Source organism: Achromobacter sp. Marseille-Q0513 (genome assembly GCF_018195695.1).
In the GTDB taxonomy this organism is placed as follows: Bacteria; Pseudomonadota; Gammaproteobacteria; order Burkholderiales; family Burkholderiaceae_B; genus Achromobacter.
The window spans coordinates 1-22,581 of sequence record NZ_JAGTJY010000098.1 but is presented as its reverse complement, the minus strand read 5'-3'; the positions used below and the strand labels follow the sequence as shown (position 1 = coordinate 22,581).

Below are 22,581 nucleotides of genomic sequence, written 5' to 3'. Positions count from 1 at the left end.
CATAGGTCTTGCGCAGGTCGCGCACATCCAGCACCGGCGGCTCGCCGACGCCGGCCGCGCGTTCCTCGCCGCGCCGATGCGGCACGGCGGCGATCAGGCGCTGGGTGTAGGGATGGCGCGGGCGGTTCAGCACTTCGTCCGCCGGCCCCTGTTCGACCAGGATGCCCTTTTCCATCACGGCGACGCGGTGCGCGATCTCTGCCACCACGCCGAAGTCGTGGGTGACGAACATCACGCCCATGCCTTTTTCCTTCTGGATGCGGGCGATCAGCGCCAGGATCTGCGCCTGGGTGGTCACGTCCAGCGCGGTGGTGGGCTCGTCGGCGATCAGCAGCGCCGGCTCCAGCGCCAGCGCCATGGCGATCATCACGCGCTGGCGCTGGCCGCCGGACAGGCGGAACGGATAGGCGAGGTACAGCGTGGCCGGATCGGGCAGGCCGACGAAGGCCAGCAGTTCCAGCGCGCGCTCCAGCCGCGCGGGGCCGGGATAGGCGTCGTGCACGCGCATGACTTCGCTGATCTGCTCGCCCACCGTCATCAGCGGGTTCAGCGCCGACAGCGGTTCCTGGAAGATCATGGCCATGTCCTTGCCGCGCATGGCCTGCAGGCTGGCCTCGTCCTGGCGCAGCAGGTCCGTGCCTCGGAACAGGATGCTGCCCTGCTGCGGCGTCAGGTAGTCGGGCAACAGGCCCATGATGGCGTTGGCGCTCATGGACTTGCCGGAGCCGGACTCGCCGACGATGCACAGGATCTCGCCGGCGCGGATGTCGTAGGACACGTCGCGCACCGCATAGGCGCGGTCGCCGCCGGCGGGCAGGGCGATGCTCAGGTTGCGGATCGACAGCAGCGGCGCGTCGCCCGTGGCCGGCGCGGCGGCCGGCATGCCTGGGTGTTTCATGGCTGGGCTCCTATTCGCCGCGCTTGCGCAGCTGCGGGTTGAGGGCATCGTTCAGGCCTTCGCCGATCAGGTTGATGGCCAGCACGGTCAGGAGGATGGCCACGCCGGGCCACACGCTCATCCACCAGGCTTCGCGGATCATGGTGCGGGCCGCGCCGATCATGAAGCCCCAGCTCATCTCGTTGCGGTCGCCCAGGCCCAGGAAGGACAGCGAGGACTCAGTGAGGATGGCGGTGGCCACCATGAAAGAGGCCGACACGATGATGGGCGACATGGCGTTGGGCAGGATCTGGGTGCCGACGATGCGGGCCGGCGCCTGGCCGATCACGATGGCGGCCTGCACGAACTCGCGTTGCTTGAGCGTCATGAACTCCGAGCGCACCAGCCGCGCGGCCGGCGGCCACGACACCAGCGCGATGGCGCCCATGATGGAATACACCGAAGGCCCGATGATGGCCACCAGCACCACCGCCATCGCCAGCTGCGGGATGGTCTGGAAGAACTCGGTGAAGCGCATCAGCGCGTCGTCGATGCGGCCGCCGCAGTAGCCGGCGATGGCGCCGACCACGATGCCGAAGCACAGCGCGACGGCGGTGGACAGCAGCCCCACCAACAGCGAAACGCGCGCGCCCCAGACCAGGCCGGCGGTGATGTCGCGTCCCAGCATGTCGGTGCCGAAGGGGTAGTCGGCATTGGTGAAGGGCGGGATCAGCGGATCGGCCACCATCATCCAGGGCGATTCTTCGTACAGCAGCGGCGCGGCCAGGGCCACGGCCACCACCAGCAGCACGATGGCCAGGCCGGCCACCGCGCCATGATTGCGCATATAGCGGCGCGCGAAGGCTTTCATGCGGCGGCTCCCTGTTGCGCTCCCGCGCCGATGCGCGGATCGATGAGCCGGTACAGCACGTCGGTGAGCAGGTTGAAGACCACCACCATGATGGAAGTGACCAGGAAGATGCCCAGCAGCAGCTGGTAGTCGCGCTGCAGCAGGGCGTCGAACATCAGCCGGCCGATGCCGGGCCAGGCGAACACGGTCTCGGTCAGCACCGCGCCGCCGGCCATCTGGCCCAGCTGGATGCCCGCGAAGGTGATGACCGGCAGCAGCGCGTTGCGCAGCACGTGGGCGCGGATCACGCGTCCCGGGCCGACGCCCTTGGCGCGCGCGGTCTTGACGAAGTCCATGCCGATCACCTCCAGCATGGAGGCGCGCGTCAGGCGCACGTACACGGCCATGAAGAAGCAGCCCAGCGTCACGGTGGGCAGCACCAGGTGCTGCGCGATGTCGCCGGCGCGCGACCAGCCCGTCAGGCCGGCGCCCACGGTTTCCATGCCGAAGGCCGGCAGCCAGCCCAGCACCACCGAGAACAGCAGGATGCCCATCAGCGACAGCCAGAACAGCGGCGTGGCGTACAGCAGCAGCGCGCCCGTCATGACGCTGCTGTCGATCCAGCGCCGCTTGTTGCGGTAGCGCGCCTTGGCCGCGACCACGCCCAGCAGCACGCCCAGCACGATCGAGAACACGAAGGCGCAGGACATCAGCAGGAAGGTGGCGGGCAGCCGCTCGACGATCAGGTCCAGCACCGGCACGTGGTTGCGGTAGGAAAAGCCCAGGTCCAGCTGCGCCACGCCCTTCAGGTACAGCATCAGCTGCGTCAGCAGCGGCTGGTCCAGGCCGAAGGCCGCGCGCAGCTGCTCGACGTAGGCGGCGTCGCCCGCGCCGGCCTGGCCGGCCAGCACCGCGGCCGGATCGCCGGGCGCGAGCCGGATCAGGAAGAAATTGATGATGACCACGCCCAGCACGACCACCAGGGCCTTGCCGATGCGCGAAACGAGGAAAGACAGGAATTTCATGCTCGGGTCCTCCGTGGGCGGACAGGCCGCCGCGCGGTCCCGGCGCCGCCGCTCCGCGCGGCGGCGCCCAAGACGCTTGCTTCTGGACTTACTTCTCGATGTACACGTCGTCGAACGACTCGTTCAGGCCGATGGCCGTCCTGACCAGGTTCTTCACGTTGGCCCGGTACAGCGTGGGGAACTCCATATCCACCAGGAAGCCGTTGGCCACTTCATTGACCAGCGTGGTCTGCAGCTGGCTGTACAGCGCCTGGCGCTTGGCCGGATCGATCTCCGAGGCGGCGGCTTCCCACTGCTTGTCGGTCGCGGGGTTGCTGTAGCCCTGCACGTTGGCGAAGGGCGAGCCCTTGACGATGTTCGACGAGATGTAGAGCCGCTGCACGCCCAGCGCCGGATCGCCGTACTGGTAGGTGAAGTTGGTGGTCAGGTCGAAGTCCCAGTTGCCGGTGCGGCTGGCCCAGCCGCCGGCGTCGGTGGATTCGAGGTTGACCTTGAAGCCCAGTTGCTCCAGCGCCTGCTTGGTGTATTCGCCCAGGCGGTCCCAGGTGGAGCCGTAGGGGAAGCTCAGCTGGCGGATGGTGTAGTCGCCCGGCTTGATGCCCGATTCCTTGATCAGCGCGCGCGCCTGCTTCATGTCGAAGGGCATGGCCGGCATGTTCTTGTCGTAGAACATCTCGGTGGTGACGAAGGGGCTGGTGGCGACCTTGCCCAGGCCGAAGAAGATGTTGTTGACCACCATGTTGCGGTTCATGGCAGCCATTACCGCCTGGCGCACCTTGAGATTGTCGAACGGCGGCTTGCGCATGTTGAAGATCAGGTAGGCCTGGGGCGAGAACATCTCCCAGCCGGCGGTGGTGTATTCCACCTTGGGCAGGGCGCGCAGGCGCTTGATGTCGACGTTGTCCACGTCGCCGCCGCGCAGCACGTCCACGCTGCCGCGCTCGAAGGCCACGGCGCGCGAGGCGGCGTCCGGGATCACGTTGAAGACCAGCTCGTCCAGGTAGGGCTTGCCGGGCTTCCAGTAGTCGGGGTTGCGCGCCAGCTTGATGTATTCGCCGCGCTTCCATTCCTTGAACACGAAGGGGCCGGTGCCGACCGGCTTCTGGTTGGCCGGATTGGTCATGTAGTCGGTGCCGGCGTAGATGTGCTTGGGCATGATGGGCGCAAAGCCCGGCTCGAACATCAGCATGAAGGCGGGGAAGGGCGACTTCAGCTTGACGACCACGGTCTTCGGGTCCGGCGCCTGCACCGACTCGACGAACTTGTTCAGGATCACGCGCGCCCGCGCATGCGTCTTGGGCAGCATGTCGGACAGCGAGAACACCACGTCGTCGGCGCTGAAGGGCTTGCCGTCATGCCACTTGACGTTGTCCTGCAGGTGGAAGGTGTAGCTCAGGCCGTCGGGCGCGGCTTCCCAGGACTTGGCCAGGCCGGGCTGCGGCTTCAGGTCGGTGGAGTACGTCAGCAGGCTTTCATAGATCTTGCCGGCCACGAACTGCGTCGGCCCCTGCTGGTTGATGGCGGTGACGATCACCGGCGGTTCGGGCTGGACGATCATGTTCAGCGTGCCGCCCTTGGTCTGCGCCAGGGCGGACGCGGCCGGCAGCAGGGCCGCCAGGGCCAGCGCGCCCAGGGCCTTGCGGGATGTCAGGCGGAACGTCGGGCGATCCATCGGGCGATTCCGTTTGTTCGTGTTCACTGCGAGCCTCCGGGCTGGAAAAAGTGGACGAGGGGCGCGCGCCTTCGCGGCGGTCGCCATGGTTGGCAAGCAATCCTCGTGCCACCTGGGTTCTCGGGATACTGCGGGTCTGTCCGCTACAACGGTGCTGCGTGCCGGTGCCACGTTCTGGTGCGAGGCCCGGCGCGTGCCGGGCGCCGCGCACCATCGCGGCGATTTCTGGGTGTGGGGTTCAGCGCGGCGCGGGCGTCACGCCGCACCAGTCCACGATGAACTGCGCCATCGCCGTCGCCACGCGCTTCATGCTGGCGATCGACACGGATTCGTCGATGCCGTGGATGTTGCGCGCCTCTGGGCCGTAGCAGGTCACGGGCAGGTCGGTCATCAGGCGGAAGTGGCGCGCGTCGGTGGTGGCGGTGCAGGCCAGCTTGGCCGGCGCCTGGCCGGTGGCCTTTTCATGCGCGGCGGCCAGCGCCCGCATGGCGGGCGCGTCCAGGTCGAACTCGCAGCCGGGCGCGAACTGGCCCTGCCAGCGCAGCTGCACGCTCAGCGCCGGATTCAGTCGCGCCACCGTGGCGCGCACGCGCGCGGCCACGATGTCGCGCGCCGCCTCGGGCGTCATGTCCGGATAGAAGCTGAAGCGTATGCCCAGCGTGCAGGTGCAGGGCACCGAGGAATTCCATTCGCCGCCTTCGATGCGGCCCAGGTTGAAGTTGATCGGGTGCGGCTGGTCGGCGAAGGCGGGGTGACGGTTCTCGGGCGCGTTCCACTGCGCTTCCAGTTCCTTCAGGTCCGCCATGATGGCGATGCCGGCCTCGATGGGGTTCACGCCCGAGCCCATGTAGGCCACGTGCGCGGGCCTGCCGGTCAGGTCCACGAACATCCAGCACACGCCCACCTGCGCGCGCAGCATGGCCTCGCCGAAGGGTTCGGGAATGATCACGGCGTCGAAGTCCTCGAGCCGGGCGCGCGCCGTGGCCCGGCTCAGCGCGTTGAGCGTGGCCAGCGTGCCGGCGCCGGTATCTTCCTCGTTGAGCACCGCGTTGAAGCCGACCGTGCCGGCCGGCTGCAGGCCCATGCCGAGCAGCGCCTTGTAGGCGACCATGGCGCAGACGAGGCCGGCCTTCATGTCGCCGCTGCCGCGGCCGTACAACCAGCCGTCCGCCACCGCCGGCTCGTAGGGCGGGCGCGACCACATGGCGGCGGGGCCGGTGGGCACCACGTCGATATGGCCGTTGAACAGCACCGAACGGCCGCCCGGCGCGGCCGGGACGTGGCGCGCCAGCAGGTTGTAGCGGCCGTCGTCGGGGCCGCAGGGGCAGGCGTAGAGCGGCAGCGCCTTGAGCGCGGCGTCGTCCAGCAGGATGCGTTCGGGCTCCAGCCCGAGCTCGCGCCAGGCCTGCTCGATGTAGCGGGCGGCGGGCTGTTCCGCGCCCGATGGGCTTTGGGCCGCGACGAAGTCCGACAGCGTCCGGACCATATAGGGTTCCAGTGCGTCGATGGCGGCGGCGATGCGTTGCGTGTCCGGCTGCAAGATTTTTCCCCTTTGCATGTTCTGGGACGGTGCGCGCGTGGGCGATGGGCGGCTACACGGTGAGATCGATCCAGGTGGTCTTCAGGTCGCTGTACTTGTCCAGCGCGTGCAGGGACTTGTCGCGGCCGAAGCCCGATTGCTTGACGCCGCCGAACGGCACGGTGACATCGCCGTCGGCATAGCAGTTGACCCACACCAGCCCGGCGCGCAGGCGGCGTGATAGGCGGTGGGCGCGTCCCAGGTTGGCGGTCCACAGGCCCGCGCCCAGGCCGTAGGAGGAATCGTTGGCCAGGGCGATGGCCTCGTCCTCGGTGGCGAAGCGCTGGGCGGCCAGCACCGGGCCGAAGATCTCTTCGCGCATCAGCGCGCCCTGCGGGCCGGCGCAGTCGAAGATGGTGGGCTCGATGTACCAGCCGCCGCTGTCCGCGCGCACCTGGCGGCCGCCGACGCGCAGCCGCGCGCCCTCGGCCTGGCCGGCGGCGATGCGCGCCATCACCGAGCGCGTCTGCCGTTCGTCCACCATCGCGCCCAGCGCGGTGGCCGGGTCCAGCGGATTGCCCGGCGCCATGGCGGCCGCGTGGCGCGCGACCTTGTCCATGAAGGCGTCGTAGATGCCGTCCTGCACGTACAGGCGCGAGCCGGCGATGCAGACCTCGCCCTGGTTCGAGAAGATCGCCAGCGCGGCGATCAGGGCGGCGCGGTCCAGGTCGGGGCAGTCCTCGAACACGATGTGGGGCGACTTGCCGCCGCATTCCAGCCAGACGCGCTTGAGGTTCGACTCGCCGGAATACGTCATGAAGCGCTTGCCGGTGGCGGTGGAGCCGGTGAATGCCACGCAGTCCACGTCCGGATGCAGGCCCAGCGCGCGCCCGGCCACGGGGCCTGCGCCGGGCAGCACCTGGAACACGCCGGCCGGGATGCCGGCCTGCTCGACCAGCGCCGCCAGCCGGATCGCGCTCAAGGACGATTGCTCGGCCGGCTTGAGGATGACGCTGTTGCCGGCCGCGAGCGCCGGCGCGACCTTCCAGGCCGCCATCAACATCGGGTAGTTCCAGGGCACCACGGCCGCCACCACGCCCACGGGCTCGCGGGTGATGGTGGCCAGCGCGTTGGCGCCGGTCGGGGCGATCTCGTCGTAGCGCTTGTCGATCGCCTCGCCGTACCAGGCGTAGGTCTGGATGGTTTCGGGCAGGTCGAATTGCAGCGCGTCGCGGATGGGCTTGCCCATGTCCAGCGTTTCCAGCAGCGCCAGTTCTTCCTTGTGCGTGTCGATCAGCGCGGCCAGGCGCAGCAGCGCGGCCTTGCGCTCGCGCGGCGCCAGCGCCGACCAGGCCCCGGCCTCGAAGGCGCGGCGGGCGGCGGCCACGGCGCGGTCGACATCGGCCTGGCCGCAGGCGGCCACGTCGGCCAGCTTGCGGCCATCGATCGGGCTGCGGGCCTCGAAGGTGGCGCCGTCGGCGGCATCGGCATGGGCGCCGTCGATGTAGGCGCGGCCTTCCGGGCGCAGCGCGGCGGCTTGCGATTGCCAGTAATCCAGCGTGTGCAATGTCATGTCGTTCAGCTCCCGCTGCGGCCGGCGCGCGCCACCATGGCGTCCAGCAGCACGTTGCAGCCGGCCTCCAGGTGCTGCGGCTGCGCGTCCTCGATTTCGTTGTGGCTGACGCCGTCCTTGCAGGGCACGAAGATCATGGCGGTGGGCGTGACCGAGGCCATGTACACCGCGTCGTGTCCGGCGCCGGTGACGATGTCCATGGCCGGCAGGCCACGGCTGGCGGCGCCCTGGCGCACCTTGCCGACCAGGTCGGGATCGAAGGGCGTGGGGCGGAAGTACTGCACGTCCTTCAGTTCCACCTCGACATGGTGGGCCGCCGCCACGTCCTTGCAGGCCTGGCGCAGCGCCTGGTCCATGCGGGTGAGCGTGGCCTCGTCCTCGTGGCGCAGGTCGGCCGTCATGCGGACCTGTCCGGGGATGACGTTGCGCGAGCCGGGATGGGCGTGCAGCTCGCCCACCGTGCCACGGCCGTGCGGCTGGTTGGCGTTGGCGATGCCGATCACCGCCTGCACCAGGTGGCTGGCCGCCAGCAGCGCGTCGCGACGGATCGGCATGGGCGTGGGGCCGGCGTGCATTTCCATGCCGGTCACGATGATGTCGTACCAGCGCAGGCCCAGCGATCCGGTGACCACGCCCACGACCTTTTCCTCGTGCTCCAGGATCGGGCCCTGCTCGATGTGCGCCTCGAAATAGGCGTCCACCGGACGCCCGCCCACCGGGTCGGCGCCGGCGTAGCCAATGGCCTGCAGCTCGTCGCGCACCGACAGGCCCTGGGCGTCGCGGGCGGACAGCGCCGTTTCCAGCGTGAACTTGCCGGCGAACACGCCCGAGCCCATCATCACCGGCACGAAGCGCGAGCCTTCCTCGTTGGTCCAGATGGCGACTTCCAGCGGCGCTTCGGTCTGCACGCCGGCGTCGTTGAGCGTGCGGATCACTTCCAGGCCCGCCAGCACGCCGTAGCAGCCGTCGAACTTGCCGCCGGTGGGCTGGGTGTCGATGTGGCTGCCCGTCATGACGGGCGGCAGCGTGTCGTCGCGGCCGGCGCGGCGCGCGAAGATGTTGCCCAGCTGGTCCACGCGCACGCGCATGCCGGCGTCGCGCATCCAGCCCGTGACCAGGTCGCGGCCCTGGCCGTCCAGCGCGGTCAGGGCCAGGCGGCAGTTGCCGCCCTTGGCGGTGGCGCCGATCCGGGCCAGGTCCATCAGGGACTGCCACAGCCGGTTGCCGTTGACGGACAGAGGGGAATTGCTCATGGTCGGCCTCTAGGGTTCAGGAGTGGAGGGGAACGGCCTGGCGGGCCAGCGCGGCGTCGCGGATGGCCGACAGGGTCTGGCCGGGCGCGATGCCGTCGGCGTCGTAGCGGATGTCCAGCAGCGCGGGCAGGCGTTCGCGCTCGGCATAGGCCAGCGCGCGCTCGAAGGCGGCGGCGAAGTCCTCGGTGCGCGCCACGATCTCGCCGTAGCCGCGGTAGCCGCGCGCGATCTGCGCGAAATCGGGATTCTCGAAGCCCAGCGCGATCGGACGACCGGGAAACTCGCGTTCCTGGTGCGCGCGGATGGTGCCCCACATGCCGTTGTTGAACACCAGCACCACGACGCCCAGGCGGTACTGCTGGGCCACGCCGAGTTCCTGCATGTTCATCTGGAAGCAGCCGTCGCCGGCATAGCAGACCACCGTGCGTTCCGGGTGTTCGAGCTTGGCGGACAGGGCCGCCGGCAGGCCGTAGCCCATCGCGCCCAGCGTCGGCGCCAGGCTGGTGCCGGGGCCGGTGAACTGGCGGTAGCGGTGCGGATAGAGCGCGTAGTTGCCCGCGCCCACGGTGATGCAGGCGTCGGCCGGCAGGCGTTGATTGACGCCGGCGGCCAGCGCGTCCAGGCTCAGCGGGCCGGGCGCGGGCAGCGGCGCCAGGCTGTCCAGGTATTCCTGGTGGGCCTGGCGCACGGCCAGCGCGCGGGACGCGGCATGGCCGGGGACCAGCGTCGCGGCGGCCTCGGCGAATTCGGCCGGGCCGGCCACGATGGCCTGCCAGGGCTGGTAGACGCGGCCCAGTTCTTCCGGGTCGGGATGCACGTGGATCAGCCGCTGCGCGGGCAGGGGGCAGGCCGGCAGCAGATAGCCCTCGGTGGTGGCCTCGCCCAGCCGCGTGCCCACGGCCAGGATCAGGTCGGCGGCCGCGAGGCGCGCGCGCAGCGCATCCGTCATGCCCCAGCCGACCTGGCCGGCGGCGTTGGGATGGCGCTGGTCGAAGCATTCCAGCCGCCGCCAGGCCGTGCCGACCGGCAGCTCGAAGGCCTGGGCGAAGGCGGCGATGCGCTCGACCGCCCTGGCGGTCCAGCCGCTGCCGCCCAGCAGCAGGAAGGGATGGCGCGCGGCGTCCAGCGCGGCGCGCAGGCGTTCGAGGTCCGGCGCGCCGGGATGGTTCGGCGCGCGCTGGTAGCGCGGCATGTCCGGGACGGCGGCCGTGCCCCACAGCGTGTCCTCGGGCAGCGCCAGCACCACCGGGCCGGGCCGGCCGCTGGTGGCGGTGGCGTAGGCGCGGGCGATGAACTCGGGAATGCGGTCGCAGCGGTCGATCTGGGCGACCCACTTGGCCATGGGGCCGAACATGCGGCGGTAGTCGATTTCCTGGAAGGCCTCGCGTTCGATGAAGTCGTTGCCGACCTGGCCCACGAACAGGATCATGGGCGTGGAGTCCTGGTAGGCCGTGTGCACGCCGATGCTGGCGTTGGTCGCGCCCGGGCCGCGCGTGACGAAGCAGATGCCCGGCTCGCCGGTGAGCTTGCCGTAGGCCTCGGCCATGTAGGCGGCGCCGCTTTCCTGGCGGCACACGACGGGCTCGATGGCGCCCGCGTGTTCGTGCAGCGCGTCGATGCAGGGCAGATAGCTTTCGCCCGGGACCAGGAACACGCGCCGCGCGCCGTGGATGCGCAGCTGCTGCATCAGTATCTGGCCGCCATTGCGCGGGACAGGGGGTACTACCGTCATGCAGGCACTCCCTAGAGCAGGCGCCGTGGCGCCAGGTGGGTCTCGGAGCGGCCGCCGCGGCGCCAGGCTGGCGGCGGTCGCGCGCAAGGGCTAGAGATCGGGGCGGATGCTCCCGTCGTCGTCGCCGAAGTCTTCCCGCAGCCGCGCCAGGATGCCGATCAGGTGCGCATGCATGGCATGGCGCGCGCGGATCGGGTCGCGGGCGAGGATGGCGGTGAGGATGCGTTGGTGCTCGGCGTGGGCGACTTCCCACACCTTGGTGTTGACGAAGTAGTCCTGCATCCGGCTGAACACCGGGCTGTTCTGGCTCAGGTTCCACAGGTGCGTCACGCTGGCGGCCAGGGCGGCGTTGCCGCAGGCGGCGGCGATGGCGCCGTGGAAGGCCCGGTCGTGCTGGCCGGGCATGTCGGTGAAGGACATGCGTTCGTGCGCGGCGCGGATGGCGGCCAGCTGCGCCGGCGTGGCCTGCTGCGCGGCCAGCGCGGCGCATTCGGGCTCGATCAGCATGCGCGCTTCCAGCAGGTCGAAGGGGCCGATGTCCTCGGCGCCCGCGGCGGGCGCGGGCGGCGCCGCGCCTTCGCGGGCGGTCACGAACACGCCCGAGCCGACGCGCACTTCCACATAGCCTTCGATTTCCAGCGCGATCAGCGCCTCGCGGATCGAGGCGCGGCTGACCTGCAGCTGTTCCGCCAGCTCGCGTTCCGACGGCAGGCGGCTGCCGCGCGGGAAATCGCCCGCGCGGATCCGGCCGGCGATCTGGTCGGCGATCATGCGGTACAGGCGGGTGACGGCAACGGCTTGGAAGGTGGTCATCGGAGGATGAAACAGAGAATCGTGGTCAAGTGGTCAGGCCAATAAATATAGGCTTGGAAATCTAGGTTAAGAAGCAATATTTTGAATTTCCAGGGAAAACGATCTCAGGGTATGTACTGAATATCATCTGGTGGTCAGGCCAGTTTGGCGTAAATGTGCCCAGCCTTGCCGGCGCCGTGGGCGCTTTACAGAATCTGAACAAATGCTAAACAAAAGCCCGCCCCAGGCCCGCGGGCGACCGTCTGATAATGCCGTGCCGCCCGATACCGGGCGATCGGCGGGACCGGCGGCCGCGATGCGCGGGAATAGGGAGCAAGAGGGTTGAAGGACACGCAGCACGCCATCCGGCCGCAAGCCTGGCAGATCGTTCTGGGCATGATCGCGTTCGCCGCGCCCTGGCTTTGGCTGCTGGAGCGGTCGACGCTGGCGCCGCCGACGGACAATATCGAGCAGCTGACCTGGGTGCGCAGCCTGGAGTGGGGTTACTACAAGCATCCGCCGCTGCCGACCTGGCTGCTGTGGCCCTTCGTGCAGGCGCTGGGCTGGTCGGCGTGGACCACCTATGTGCTGGGCGCGCTCTGCACGCTGGGCGGGTTCTTCATCTATTGGCGCATGCTGCGCGGCATGCGCGGCGGCGCGTATGCGCTGGTCGCGCTGCTGGCCGGGCTGTGCGTCACGTTCTACAACGGCCGGCTGCACTTCTATAACCACGAGATTCCGCTGATCACCTTCGTTGCCGGCGCGGCCGCCGCCTGCTGGCGCGCCTGGCAGACGCGCAGGATCGTCTGGTGGGTGGCGCTGGGCCTGTGCCTGGGCCTGGGCGCGCTGTCCAAATACCAGGCGGCCGTGGCCGCGTTGTGCGTGTTCGTGTTCTGGCTCAGCCAGCGCGGCTGGCGCGATCCGATGCAGGTGTTCGGCCTGCAGGTGGCGGCGCTGACCGCGCTGGCGGTCTTCTTCCCGCACCTGTACTGGCTCATCGAACACAACTTCGAACCGCTGGGCTATGCGATGTCATCCTCGCTGGGCGCGGACCTGTCCTGGGGCGCGCGGTCGCGCGAAGTGGGGCGCTGGTGGGGCGACCAGATGCTGAACCGCGCGTTGCCGGCCTGGGCCTTGCTGGTCGCCTTGTGGCTGGTCACGCGCCGGCTGCGCCCGGCGGCGGCGCCGCAGGCCGCGACGCCCGAGGTTGCGCCCGACGCGGCGCGCGCGCTGCTGCTCGCGTTCGGGCTGGTGCCGCTGCTGTTCGTCAGCGCGATGGCGCTGGCTACCGGCGCCCACGTACAACTGCATTGGGGCACGCCATATCTGCTGTTCGCGGTGCCGGCGGCGCTGGAACTGGCGCGCGGCGGCGCCTGGACGCGGCGGGTGCCCCTGCGTACCGCGCTGGTCGCCTTCGCGATGGTCCAGGCGGCCCTGATGCTGCGCATGGCGCTGGTGGCGCCGACTGGCGGCGCGGTCGCGCGCAAGCCGGACGATTGGCGTTATTTCGATTCGCGGGCGCTGGCCGAGGCCCTGCATGAGCCAGCCATGCGGGCCCTGGGCGGACCGGTCCGGCTGGTGTCCGGTCCGCCCGCCGAGGCCGGCGCGCTGGCGCTGCGCCTGCCGGAACGGCCGCTGGTGCTGATCAAGGGCGAGCTGCGTTTCAGCCCCTGGGTGCCGGCCGACCTGGCCAGCCGTTGCGGCGCGCTGGAGCTGAAACGGGCGCCGGCCCGGCCCGAGGGTTTCGAGCCGGTGGCAGCCGAGTTCCGCAATCTGTACTGGCGCGTCAGGCGCCCGGACGGCAATGGCTGCGGCGCCTCGGACCGTCATGCTTCGTAGCGGCCGCCATCCGGGGCCGATCCGGGGCCGCGCCGCGCGGCGCCCGGTGTCGGCGGGAACGGGCCTAGGCGTCGGCCGCGCCGGGCTCGGGCGTCTGCGTGAAGGCGCGCACCAGCCGGGCGATGCCGTCCAGCTCGTCCTGGGCGCCGGCCACCCAGGCCGGCACCTCGAAGGGGCTGTCGGACGGCGCATCGTGCATGTGCGCCTTCAGGTCGCCCAGCAGTTCCAGCGCCATGTCGGTGGCCTGGGGGTTGCTGCGCGTCGACAGCGCGATGGCGATGGCCAGCGCCTGTCTCATGGCCAACAGGCGGCCATCCAGTTCTGTACCCATGTCTGTGTCCATGTGGGACTCCTAGTCTTGCCGGTTCGGGGGGCGAGGGCGGATTTTAAGGGACGCGCCCGCGGAGCAGCCGCCGGGGCGTCGGGGCGCGCCCCGTTTGCGCGAGATCAAGGCGGCGCGCGCGCCGCAAGCGAATAATCCAAGGTATGCAAGCCGCCCTACGCCCTCAATTCTCGCAAGCCCCGGCGTCGTCCGCCGCCGAGCCCTTTTTTCCTCCCCAGCTCCTGGCGCGGCTGGACAAGAACGGTCCCCGCTATACCTCGTACCCGACCGCCGACCGTTACCACGGCGGATTCGGCGAGTCGGCGTACCGCCAGGCGCTGCGGCAGCGGCGCGCGAGCAGCCCGTCCGAGCCGCTGTCGCTGTACGTGCACATCCCGTTCTGCGATTCGGTTTGCTACTACTGCGCCTGCAACAAGGTCGTGACCCGGCATCATGACCGCGCCGCCCGCTACCTCGACGCCCTGGCGCGGGAAATCGCGCTGCACGTCGAGGAACTGGGGGCAGGCGTGCCCGTGTCGCAGCTGCATTTCGGCGGCGGCACGCCGACCTTCCTGTCGGACGAGGAACTGACCGGCCTGATGGGTGATCTGCGGCGCTCCTTCCGCTTCGAGCCCGATGCCGAGATCTCCATCGAGGTGGATCCGCGCACGGCCACGCCCGAACGCCTGGGGCTGCTGCGCACGCTGGGCTTCAACCGGCTGAGCTTCGGCGTGCAGGATTTCGACCCGCGCGTGCAGGTCGCGGTGCACCGGGTGCAATCGTTCGAGGACGTGCGGGCGCTGGTGCAGAGCGCGCGGGCGCTGGGCTACGCCTCGGTCAACGTGGACCTGATCTATGGCCTGCCGCTGCAGACCACGGAATCGTTCGCCTGTACGATTTCGCAGGTGATCGCGCTGCGGCCCGACCGCATCGCCCTGTACGCCTACGCGCACCTGCCGGAGCGGTTCAAGCCGCAGCGCCGCATCAACGAGGCGGACCTGCCCGACCGCGCCACCCGCGTGGGCCTGCTGAGCGCGGCCATCGAGGGATTCCTCAAGCATGGCTACGCCTACATCGGCATGGACCATTTCGCGCTGCATTCCGATTCGCTGGCGCAGGCCAAGCAGCGCGGCGAGCTGCACCGCAATTTCCAGGGCTACAGCACGCAGCCGGACCGTGACCTGGTGGCGCTGGGCGTGTCCGCCATCGGCCGCATCGGCAATACCTACAGCCAGAACGTCAAGACGCTGGACGCGTACTACGAGGCCATCGAATCCGGGCGCTTCGCGACCGAGCGGGGCCTGGAGCTGAGCCCCGACGATCTGGTGCGGCGCGAGATCATCATGGACATCATGTGCCAGGGCGACGTGGACTTCGCCCAGGTCGAGGCCCGGCACGGCCTGCGCTTCGGCGATTACTTCGGCCGCGAACTGTCCCAGCTGGCGAACCTGGCCGAACTCGGCCTGGTCAACCTGCGCGCCGGCGGTGTGCAGGTGACGGGCCTGGGCTGGTACTTCGTGCGCGCCGTGGCCATGACCTTCGACGGCTACCTGCGCGCAGCCAGCAGCGGCGCCAGCTACTCGCGCATCATCTGAGGCGCGGGCGCTCCCCGCGCCTGCCTCATCCGGCGAACTTCTCGCGCAGGTACAGGGCCAGGGATAGATCGTCCGAGAGCTCCAGCTTGCGCATCGCGCGGCGCTTGTGCGTGCTGATGGTCTTCTTGCTGCGCATCAGGCGGGCCGCGATCTGCGTCACCGACAGGCCCTGGCTGATGTGGCGCAGGATCTCCACTTCGGAGGTCGTCAGCTGCGCGTGCGGCGGCGTCGGCCGGATGGCGCGTATCTTGCCGTCCTGCACCGACAGGAAGGCATCCTTGCCGCTCAGCACGCCACGGATCATGTCCGGCAGCAACACCATGCCCCATTGCTTGGCGAGATAGCCGCTGGCGCCGCCGCGGAAGGCCGCGTATTGCGTTTCGTGCCGGTTGCCCGCGGAAAAGGTGATGAGCGCCATCGTCGGGTGATAGCGCTTGAGCCGCCGCAGGTAGTTCACGCCGTCCCAGGGTTCCTGGGGCAGGTAGAAATCTATCAGCGCCACGTCGCAGGGCGAGGCGGCCAGCTTTTCCAGCAGGCCCCGCGCCGACGTTTCCTGGTGCACGACCCGGAAGCCCTGGCGCATTTCCAGGTAAGCTCCCACTCCCAGCGCCACGACGGGATGGTCGTCCAGGATGGCGACCCGGATGGGGGCGGGCGGGCGCGACAGCAGCAGGTGTCGGCGGCCGCCCGAGCGGGCGGCGCCGGGGCCCGGGCGTTCGGGCCCCGAAGCGTCAGACGCCGAGAATGATGTCGTATTGACCGGTTTCATCGATGCTCCGCTGGCAGGTGGACAAGACTGGGATGGCGCGGGGCCATCGAGGGCGGCCATGGTTCGCATCCTCAATAGTCTTAAATTTGCGAAGTCAGATTACGTTTTAGTATGGCTATCCGGATGCGACTCAGGCCAAAATCGGACCATTGAACCGTCAGAATTGCGGCATGGCGGACACAAGGGCATGAAGGCAGGCGCATCGGCCGGTATTTGCGCGACAAACAGGCGATCCGCGCGGAGCGGAGCGGGCCTGTGGAGATACGCGGCGGGCGCCGCAGAGCGAGAGCATGACCAAGAAGATTCTGCTGCTGGGCAGGGATGGGCAATTGGGTTTTGAGCTGCGTCGCAGCCTTGCGCCGCTGGGCGTGGTGTCGGCGGCGGGCAGGAATGATTGCGATCTCACCTATCCCTTGCAGATCGCCAGGCTCGTGCGTCGGGAAAAGCCCGATGTGATCGTCAATGCCGCGGCCTGGACCGCCGTGGAACGCGCCGAGGAAGACCCGGTGCGCGCCATGCGGATCAACGCCGAGGCGGCCGGCGAACTGGCGGCGCTGGCCGCCGCGCGCGGCGCGCTGATGGTGCACTACTCGTCCGACCATGTGTTCGACGGCGCCAAGTCCGCGCCCTATGTCGAGGATGACGAGGCCGCGCCCCTGAACATGTACGGACGCAGCAAGCTGGCCGGCGAACGCGCCGTGCAGGCGGCCAATCCGGCGCACCTGATCTTCCGGGCGTCCTGGGTCTATGGCGTGTTCGGCCACAGCTTCCTCAAATCCATGCTGATGGCCTTGCGCCAGCCCGAGGCCTTGCGCGTGGTCGGCGACCAGCGCGGCGCGCCGACCGACGCGGCCTATATCGCCGACGTCACCGCGCTGGCGGTGGCGCGCTATCTGCATGGCCAAGGCGACTATCCGTTCGGCCTGTACCACCTGAGCGCCTCGGGCGATGCCAGCTGGCATGAGTACGCCTGCTTCATCGCGCGCCAGGCCCGCCGCGCCGGCCTGGCCCTGACGCTGACGCCGGCCGACATCCTCGCCGTGCCGGCCAGCGAGTATCCGAACGCCGCGCAGCGTCCGGCCAATGCCACGCTGGACTGCGGCCGGCTGGCCCAGGCCTTCGGGGTGCGCGCGCCGCACTGGCATGACGGCGTGACGCATGCGCTGGCGGCCATCGCGGGCACGCGGAACCTGATCTAGCCCCGGGTCTTGGAGCGGGCCGGCTGGCGCGCGCGGCGGTGACGCGCCGGGAGCGAGGCGACGAAGCGGCCACGAAGAAACCTCGAAGAAACCACGAAGAAACGGCGGGAAACATCTGCACCGCATTGTGTTGCGTCTTGGCGCGCGGAGGCGGACTACCATAGGCCGGCGCGCAAGCCCGCCGGACGCATGGTCGGGCGCGGCCTGCGCCTTCTTTCCCGAGAGGTCGCCATGAAGAAAACCATCGTTTCCGCTTTCCTGTTCGCCGTCGCCTGCACGGCGGGTCTGGCGCAGGCGCAGACCGCCGCGCCCGCCAGCCAGGAATTCCAATACCCCAGCGTCCGCTCCAAGGACGGCAGCCTCTCGCCGCCCTCGACCCTGCGCATCACCGTCACGGGCGAGGCCGGGGCGCAGGCGCCGGCGCCGATCAGCGATACCCCGGCCAGCAAGTCCGAGTACGAACGCTGCCGCCGGGTCTCGGACCGCGCCGCGGTGTCGAACGCGCAGATGCAGGCCGGCGTGGCGCAATGCCTGCGCGAGCTGGAACAGCGCCGCCAGCAGCAATAGCGCGGCGGCCAGGACGGCGGGCCGTGGCCGGTCCGCCGCCCGGCTTGGCTTGTGGGCAGGAATGGGAATAACATTCACTCTCATCCACTACAGGCCCGCCCGAGGCCCCGAGCTGTGAGCGCCTTGCTGCCTGATCCCGATTGGACCGTCCGTACCGCCGCGCCCGCTATGTCGCTGGCCGGCGGCGCCATGCGCCTGGAGCGGCAGGCCTCGGTCAGCGAGGCCCTGGAGCCCGGCCTCAAACTGGTGCTGATGCTGGACGGCGAACTGGCCTATCGCGTGCCCGGCGCGGCCGAGACGCGCCTGGCCGGGCCCATGCTGCACCTGAGCCTGTGCCGCAGTCCATTGCGCCTGGAACATGAATTCGGCCACCGGCGCGAACTGCGTTTCGTGTCGCTGCGGACCTCGCTCGACCATCTGCGCGACACGCTGGGCATCGAGCCCGGCGATGTGGGCGCGCTGCTGCGCGCGCCGCGCGGCGCGCAGGGCTATGCCGACGCCAATCTGCGCGCCAGCCACGCCGTGCAGGCGCTGGGCCGGCAGATGCTGGCCTGCCCGGCGCAAGGGCCGCTGCGCCGCATGTACCTGTCCGGCAAGGCGCTGGAGCTGACGGCGCTGGCCCTGGGAGCACTGGAGCCGGCGCGGGACGCGCCGCCCGCGGGCCTGTCGCGCGCCGATGTCGAGCGCCTGCACCATGCACGCGATCTGGCGCTGGCCAATCTGCAGGATCCGCCCGGCTTGCCGGACCTGGCGCGGCGGGCGGGCATCAACGTCAACAAGCTCACCACCGGCTTTCGCAAGCTGTTCGGTCAGAGCGTGTACGCCTTCGTGCGCGAGCAGCGCATGGCCCAGGCGCATGCGCTGCTGGCCGCGGGCAACCTGACGGTGTCCGAGGCCGCCTACGCTTGCGGCTATACCGATTCGCACTTCACCAAGGCCTTCCTGCAGCGCTATGGCGTGCTGCCCAGCAGCCTGCTGCCGCGCGGCTGAACCCGGGCGGCTGAAGTGGGCGGACGCGGCGCGAAACTTCCGCGATCGCCAGCGAAACTTCGGCGATCGCCAGTCGCCCTCGCGGCCTATCCCTAGAATTGTTTGAGAATCATTCTCAGTAATTCGGAAAGAGGGAAGGCGGTGCAGATACGGTTCAAGACGGGCGCGGGCAAGCCGCGCGGGGCGGCGCGCGCGCTGCAATGGCCGCTGTGGCTGGCAGTGGCGGCGGCGGGACAGGCGGCGGCGCAGGAGACGCCGTCGCTGCCGGCGGTGACGGTCAGCGGCGAGGGCATGGCCAGCCGCGATACGCCCACGCTGGGCAAGCTGCCGCTGGCCTTGCGCGAGATCCCGCAGTCGGTGACGGTGATCGGCCTGGAACGCATGCGCGAGCAGAACCTGCAAAGCCTGGACGACGTCATGCAGCAGACGCCGGGCATCACGGTGCAGCCCTATCAGCTGCTGACCACCGCCTACTATGCGCGCGGCTTCAAGGTGGATTCGTTCGAGCAGGACGGCGTGCCGGTGCTGATGGGCAACATGGCCGCCTCGCCGCAGGACATGGCCGTCTACGAGCGCGTGGAGATCCTGCGCGGCGCCAACGGCCTGCTGCATGGCGCCGGCAATCCGGCCGCCACGGTCAACCTGGTGCGCAAGCGGCCGCAGCGCGAGTTCGCCTTTGGCGGCAGCGTGTCCGCCGGCAGCTGGGACCGCTACCGCGCCGAGGCCGATCTGGGCGGCCCGCTGAACGACAGCGGCAGCGTGCGCGGCCGCATCGTCGGCGCCGTCGACAGCCGTGGCTACTTCTATGACGTGGCCGACCAGAAGTCGGCGCTGTTCTACGGCATCGGCGAGATCGACCTGGGACCGGACACCGTGCTGTCGGCCGGCGTGCAGGCGCAGCGCATCCGCTCTACCACCAACATGGCGGGCGTGCCGCGCTACAAGGACGGCGGCGACATCGGCCTGAAGCGCTCCACCTATCTGGACGCGTCCTGGGACCGCTTCAACTGGGACACGACCCGCGTGTTCGCCGACCTGGAGCACCGCTTTGGCGGCGGCTGGGGCGCCAAGGTCAGCGCCAACTACCTGACCGGTTCCAGCAACCTGAAGTACGCGGGCGCCTACGGCGGCATCGACAGGCAGACAGGGCAGGGCTCGCGGCTGATGGGCGGGGCCTACAAGTTCGACGATACCCAGGCCAGCCTCGATGCCTACGTCAGCGGCCCGGTCGAGCTGTTCGGCCGGCGCCATGAGCTGCTGCTGGGCGGCAACATGCAGCGCAGCACGTCCGAGCAGCGCACGGCCATGCTGATGCCGGCGCTGAACGTGCCGGTGGATGTCTTCAACTGGGATCCGCGCGGCGTGCCCGAGCCGGGTACCGGCCCCTATGTCTCGTCCGGCCAGACCGTGCTCAAGCAGCAGGGCGTGTACGGCATGGGCCGGTTCTCGCTGGCCGATCCGCTGACGCTGGTGCTGGGCGGACGCATGAGCTGGTGGAACCAGCAGGCGCGCGCCGGCGGCAACCGCATCGATCCCGAGTTCACGCCCTATGGCGGCCTGATCCTGGACCTGGACCGGCAATGGTCGCTCTACGCCAGCTACGCGCAGGTGTTCCAGCCGCAGAGCGAGCGCACGCGCGACGGCAAGTCGCTCGATCCGGTCACGGGCACCAACTACGAAGCTGGCGTCAAGGGCGAGCTGGCCGACGGCGCGCTGAACGTGTCGCTGGCCGTTTTCCAGATCCAGCAGAAGGACCGCGCGCAGCAGGATCCGGACTGGCCCTGCGTGGGCAACAACTGCTACTACATCGCCGGCGGCGAAGTGCGCAGCCGCGGCGTCGAGGCCGAGGTCTCGGGCCGCATCACGCCGGCCTGGACCCTGTCCGCCGGCTACACCTACAACACCAGCAAATACCTGAAGGATGCGACGGCCGGCGGCCAGCCTTACGCCAGCTTCACGCCCAAGCACATCTTCCGGCTCTGGACCAGCTACGCGCTGCCCGTCATGGACCGGCGCCTGAGCGTGGGCGGCGGGCTGCGCATGCAGTCCGGGTACTCCACCGTGTCCGGCCCGGTCACGCTGCGCCAGGGCGGCTACTCGCTGGTCGACCTGCGCATGGCGTATCGCCTGGACAAGCACGTGACGGCGGCGCTGAACGTCAACACCCTGTTCGACCGCCGCTACTACCAGAGCCTGTCCGGCACCAGCTGGAACAACCGCTACGGCGAGCCCCGCAGTCTGATGCTGACCCTGAGCGCGCAGTACTGAACGCGGCATCGCGCCGCAATCGGCGGACGCCGTGGCGTCCGCATTCCCTGTTTCATGGAGCACCCGATGAATCCCGATCCCGTTTTTCCGCCGCCGGTCTTCGACTGGCTCGACCACTTCATGGCCCTGGACAGCCAGGGCGGCATGCGCGACATCGGCAAGCACCGCCGGCTCCAGCCCGAGGACGGCTGGCTGGTGGGCATCAAGGCCGTGCGGGACGACGCCGACGTGCACGGCCATATCTGGGAGCGCCATCCGGCCGGCGACGAGATGCTGTGCGTGCTGGAAGGGCGCATCGTGCTGACGCTGATGGGCGAGGACGGCGCCGAGGCCGACGTGCTGCTGGACGCGCGGCGCAGCGCCGTGGTGCCGCGCGGCGTGTGGCATCGCCTGCACGTGGCCTGTCCCGGAAAGATCCTGTTCGTCACGCCCGGCCAGGGCAGCGAGCACCGCCGCGTGGAGGGCGGCGCCTGATGTCCATCGCAACCGCTACCCAACGCGCGCCCGGCGCGCACCTGTTCCTGATGATCGGCGCCCTGTATTTCTCGCAGGGCATTCCCCTGGGCGTGGCCATGGAGGCCCTGCCCACGCTGCTGCGGCGCGACGGCGCCGACCTGCACGCGCTGGCCTGGCTGCCGCTGGTGGGCCTGCCCTGGGTGCTGAAGTTCCTGTGGTCGCCCGTGATCGACAACCGCTGGCGGCCGGCGCTGGGCCGCCGCCGCAGCTGGATCCTGCCGATGCAGGGCGTGGTGCTGGCCTGCCTGCTGGCGCTGGCGGCGCTGGGCGTGTCGGCCGCCGGCGCCGGCGCGGTGGTGGCGCTGATGGCGCTGGCCTCGCTCGCCAGCGCCACGCAGGACATCGCCACCGACGGCTTGGTCGCCGAGCGTTTCGAGGGGCAGGCGCTGGCGCGCGCCAACGCGCTGCAGATCGGCGGCACCATGGTCGGATTCTTCTTCGGCGGACCTGGCTGCCTGATGCTGGCGGGGCATGTCGGCCAGCCGGCGGCGCTGGGCGCGCTGGCGGCGGTGGTGGCGGCCAGCCTGCTGCTGGCGGCGGGCTGGCGCGAGCCGCCCGCCGTGTCCGATGCGCGCCGGCCGCGCGCCAGCCTGGCCGGCTTTGCCCGGCGACCGGGCGCCTGGGCGCTGGCGGGCGCCGCGCTGTTGTCGGCCATGACGGCGGTGGCCGGCTACGGCCTGGCCAAGCTGTACCTGGTGGACGCCGGCTGGGCGGTCGAGGACGTGGGCCGCGTCGGCATGGCCGGCGGCGTGGTCACGGTGCTGATCGGTTGCGGCGGCGGCGCCTGGCTGATCGGCCGGCTGGGCGCGCGGGCGGCGCTGGCGATGGGCCTGTCCGCCTCGGGATTGGCGGCGCTGGCCTGGGCCGCCCAGGCGCAAGGCTGGATCGCCGCCGGGCCAAGGCCGGCCTACGCGGCGCAGGCGCTGGGATCGTTTGGCGCGGGCGCGGCCTCGGTGGCGCTGATGACGCTGGCCATGCGCTTCGCGCGGCGCGGCGAGCAGGCGGGCACCGACATGACGGCCGTGCAAAGTTCGCGCGACCTGGGCGAGATCCTGACCTCGTCGCTGATCACGGTGCTGGCCGCCCAGCTCGGCTATGCGGGCGGCTTCGCCTGCGGCCTGCTGGTGGCCGTGGCGACGCTGCTGTATGCGTCGCGCGCGCTGCGGCGGGTCCAGGGCTGAGACGGGCGCCTGGCCGGCGGGGACGGCGCGGCGGGGCGCCCC

The 22,581-nt window shown here is 70.1% G+C and carries 19 protein-coding genes; 8 read left to right on the top strand and 11 right to left on the bottom strand.

The genetic code is table 11. The features are described 5' to 3' along the window. From KDH83_RS18885 to KDH83_RS18845, 9 genes are all read right to left on the bottom strand, one after another. The coding region (locus KDH83_RS18885; protein WP_249205199.1) for an ABC transporter ATP-binding protein at positions 1–898 on the bottom strand (898 nt) is incomplete at its 3' end. Between the two features lie 10 nt (positions 899–908). Further along, entirely contained in the window at positions 909–1,748 is an 840-nt protein-coding gene (locus KDH83_RS18880; RefSeq protein ID WP_212318682.1) for an ABC transporter permease, read from the bottom strand. Further along, complete coding sequence (locus KDH83_RS18875; protein WP_212318680.1) at positions 1,745–2,752, bottom strand: ABC transporter permease; 1,008 nt, start codon at positions 2,750–2,752, stop codon at positions 1,745–1,747. The genes KDH83_RS18880 and KDH83_RS18875 overlap by 4 nt, the downstream gene beginning before the upstream one ends. Positions 2,753–2,840: 88 nt before the next feature. Continuing rightward, positions 2,841–4,424 (bottom strand): ABC transporter substrate-binding protein, encoded by a 1,584-nt coding sequence (locus tag KDH83_RS18870; protein ID WP_212318678.1) that lies wholly within the window; start codon positions 4,422–4,424, stop codon positions 2,841–2,843. A 238-nt stretch (positions 4,425–4,662) separates the two neighbouring features. Then, positions 4,663–5,964, bottom strand: coding sequence for an ArgE/DapE family deacylase (locus KDH83_RS18865; protein WP_283093833.1), 1,302 nt, complete (start codon positions 5,962–5,964; stop codon positions 4,663–4,665). A 52-nt stretch (positions 5,965–6,016) separates the two neighbouring features. Continuing rightward, positions 6,017–7,516 (bottom strand): aldehyde dehydrogenase, encoded by a 1,500-nt coding sequence (locus tag KDH83_RS18860; protein WP_212318674.1) that lies wholly within the window; start codon positions 7,514–7,516, stop codon positions 6,017–6,019. 5 nt (positions 7,517–7,521) lie between these two features. After that, a complete protein-coding gene (locus KDH83_RS18855) occupies positions 7,522–8,769 on the bottom strand; it encodes a Zn-dependent hydrolase (protein ID WP_212318673.1) in 1,248 nt (415 codons plus the stop codon). 16 nt (positions 8,770–8,785) lie between these two features. After that, entirely contained in the window at positions 8,786–10,501 is a 1,716-nt protein-coding gene (locus tag KDH83_RS18850; protein WP_212318671.1) for a thiamine pyrophosphate-binding protein, read from the bottom strand. 90 nt (positions 10,502–10,591) lie between these two features. Next, complete coding sequence (locus KDH83_RS18845; protein WP_212318669.1) at positions 10,592–11,314, bottom strand: FadR/GntR family transcriptional regulator; 723 nt, start codon at positions 11,312–11,314, stop codon at positions 10,592–10,594. Positions 11,315–11,635: 321 nt separating this feature from the next. Here KDH83_RS18845 and KDH83_RS18840 point away from each other — a divergent pair, with 321 nt between their 5' ends. After that, the gene (locus KDH83_RS18840) at positions 11,636–13,132 is read left to right on the top strand and encodes a glycosyltransferase family 39 protein (RefSeq protein WP_249205198.1); all 1,497 of its coding nucleotides are present in this window, start codon (positions 11,636–11,638) and stop codon (positions 13,130–13,132) included. Between the two features lie 64 nt (positions 13,133–13,196). Here KDH83_RS18840 and KDH83_RS18835 read toward each other — a convergent pair whose 3' ends face one another. Then, positions 13,197–13,463: a hypothetical protein gene (locus KDH83_RS18835; RefSeq protein ID WP_212318686.1), complete on the bottom strand. Its 267-nt coding sequence runs from the start codon at positions 13,461–13,463 to the stop codon at positions 13,197–13,199. Between the two features lie 155 nt (positions 13,464–13,618). Between KDH83_RS18835 and hemN the strand changes: the two genes are divergently transcribed. Continuing rightward, entirely contained in the window at positions 13,619–15,049 is a 1,431-nt protein-coding gene (hemN, locus tag KDH83_RS18830; RefSeq protein WP_212318666.1) for an oxygen-independent coproporphyrinogen III oxidase, read from the top strand. Positions 15,050–15,074: 25 nt separating this feature from the next. Here hemN and KDH83_RS18825 read toward each other — a convergent pair whose 3' ends face one another. Next, positions 15,075–15,818, bottom strand: a complete 744-nt coding sequence (locus KDH83_RS18825) for a response regulator transcription factor (protein ID WP_103275234.1) — start codon at positions 15,816–15,818, stop codon at positions 15,075–15,077. Between the two features lie 290 nt (positions 15,819–16,108). On the opposite strand from KDH83_RS18825, the gene rfbD reads away from it, so the two are divergent. The 6 genes from rfbD to KDH83_RS18795 all read left to right on the top strand — a co-directional run bounded on the left by rfbD (position 16,109) and on the right by KDH83_RS18795 (position 22,539). Next, positions 16,109–17,017, top strand: a complete 909-nt coding sequence (gene rfbD, locus KDH83_RS18820; protein WP_212318664.1) for a dTDP-4-dehydrorhamnose reductase — start codon at positions 16,109–16,111, stop codon at positions 17,015–17,017. Between the two features lie 231 nt (positions 17,018–17,248). Further along, positions 17,249–17,584 carry a hypothetical protein gene (locus KDH83_RS18815; protein ID WP_212318662.1) on the top strand — a complete coding sequence of 112 codons (336 nt, stop codon included), beginning with the start codon at positions 17,249–17,251 and terminating at the stop codon, positions 17,582–17,584. Between the two features lie 114 nt (positions 17,585–17,698). Continuing rightward, positions 17,699–18,574 carry an AraC family transcriptional regulator gene (locus KDH83_RS18810; protein WP_349291645.1) on the top strand — a complete coding sequence of 292 codons (876 nt, stop codon included), beginning with the start codon at positions 17,699–17,701 and terminating at the stop codon, positions 18,572–18,574. Between the two features lie 141 nt (positions 18,575–18,715). Next, positions 18,716–20,842: a TonB-dependent siderophore receptor gene (locus KDH83_RS18805; protein WP_212318660.1), complete on the top strand. Its 2,127-nt coding sequence runs from the start codon at positions 18,716–18,718 to the stop codon at positions 20,840–20,842. A gap of 66 nt (positions 20,843–20,908) precedes the next feature. Further along, positions 20,909–21,316 carry a cupin domain-containing protein gene (locus tag KDH83_RS18800; RefSeq protein WP_212318658.1) on the top strand — a complete coding sequence of 136 codons (408 nt, stop codon included), beginning with the start codon at positions 20,909–20,911 and terminating at the stop codon, positions 21,314–21,316. Next, positions 21,316–22,539: a RhtX/FptX family siderophore transporter gene (locus tag KDH83_RS18795; protein ID WP_212318655.1), complete on the top strand. Its 1,224-nt coding sequence runs from the start codon at positions 21,316–21,318 to the stop codon at positions 22,537–22,539. The genes KDH83_RS18800 and KDH83_RS18795 overlap by 1 nt, the downstream gene beginning before the upstream one ends. The last annotated feature ends 42 nt before the right edge of the window (positions 22,540–22,581 follow it).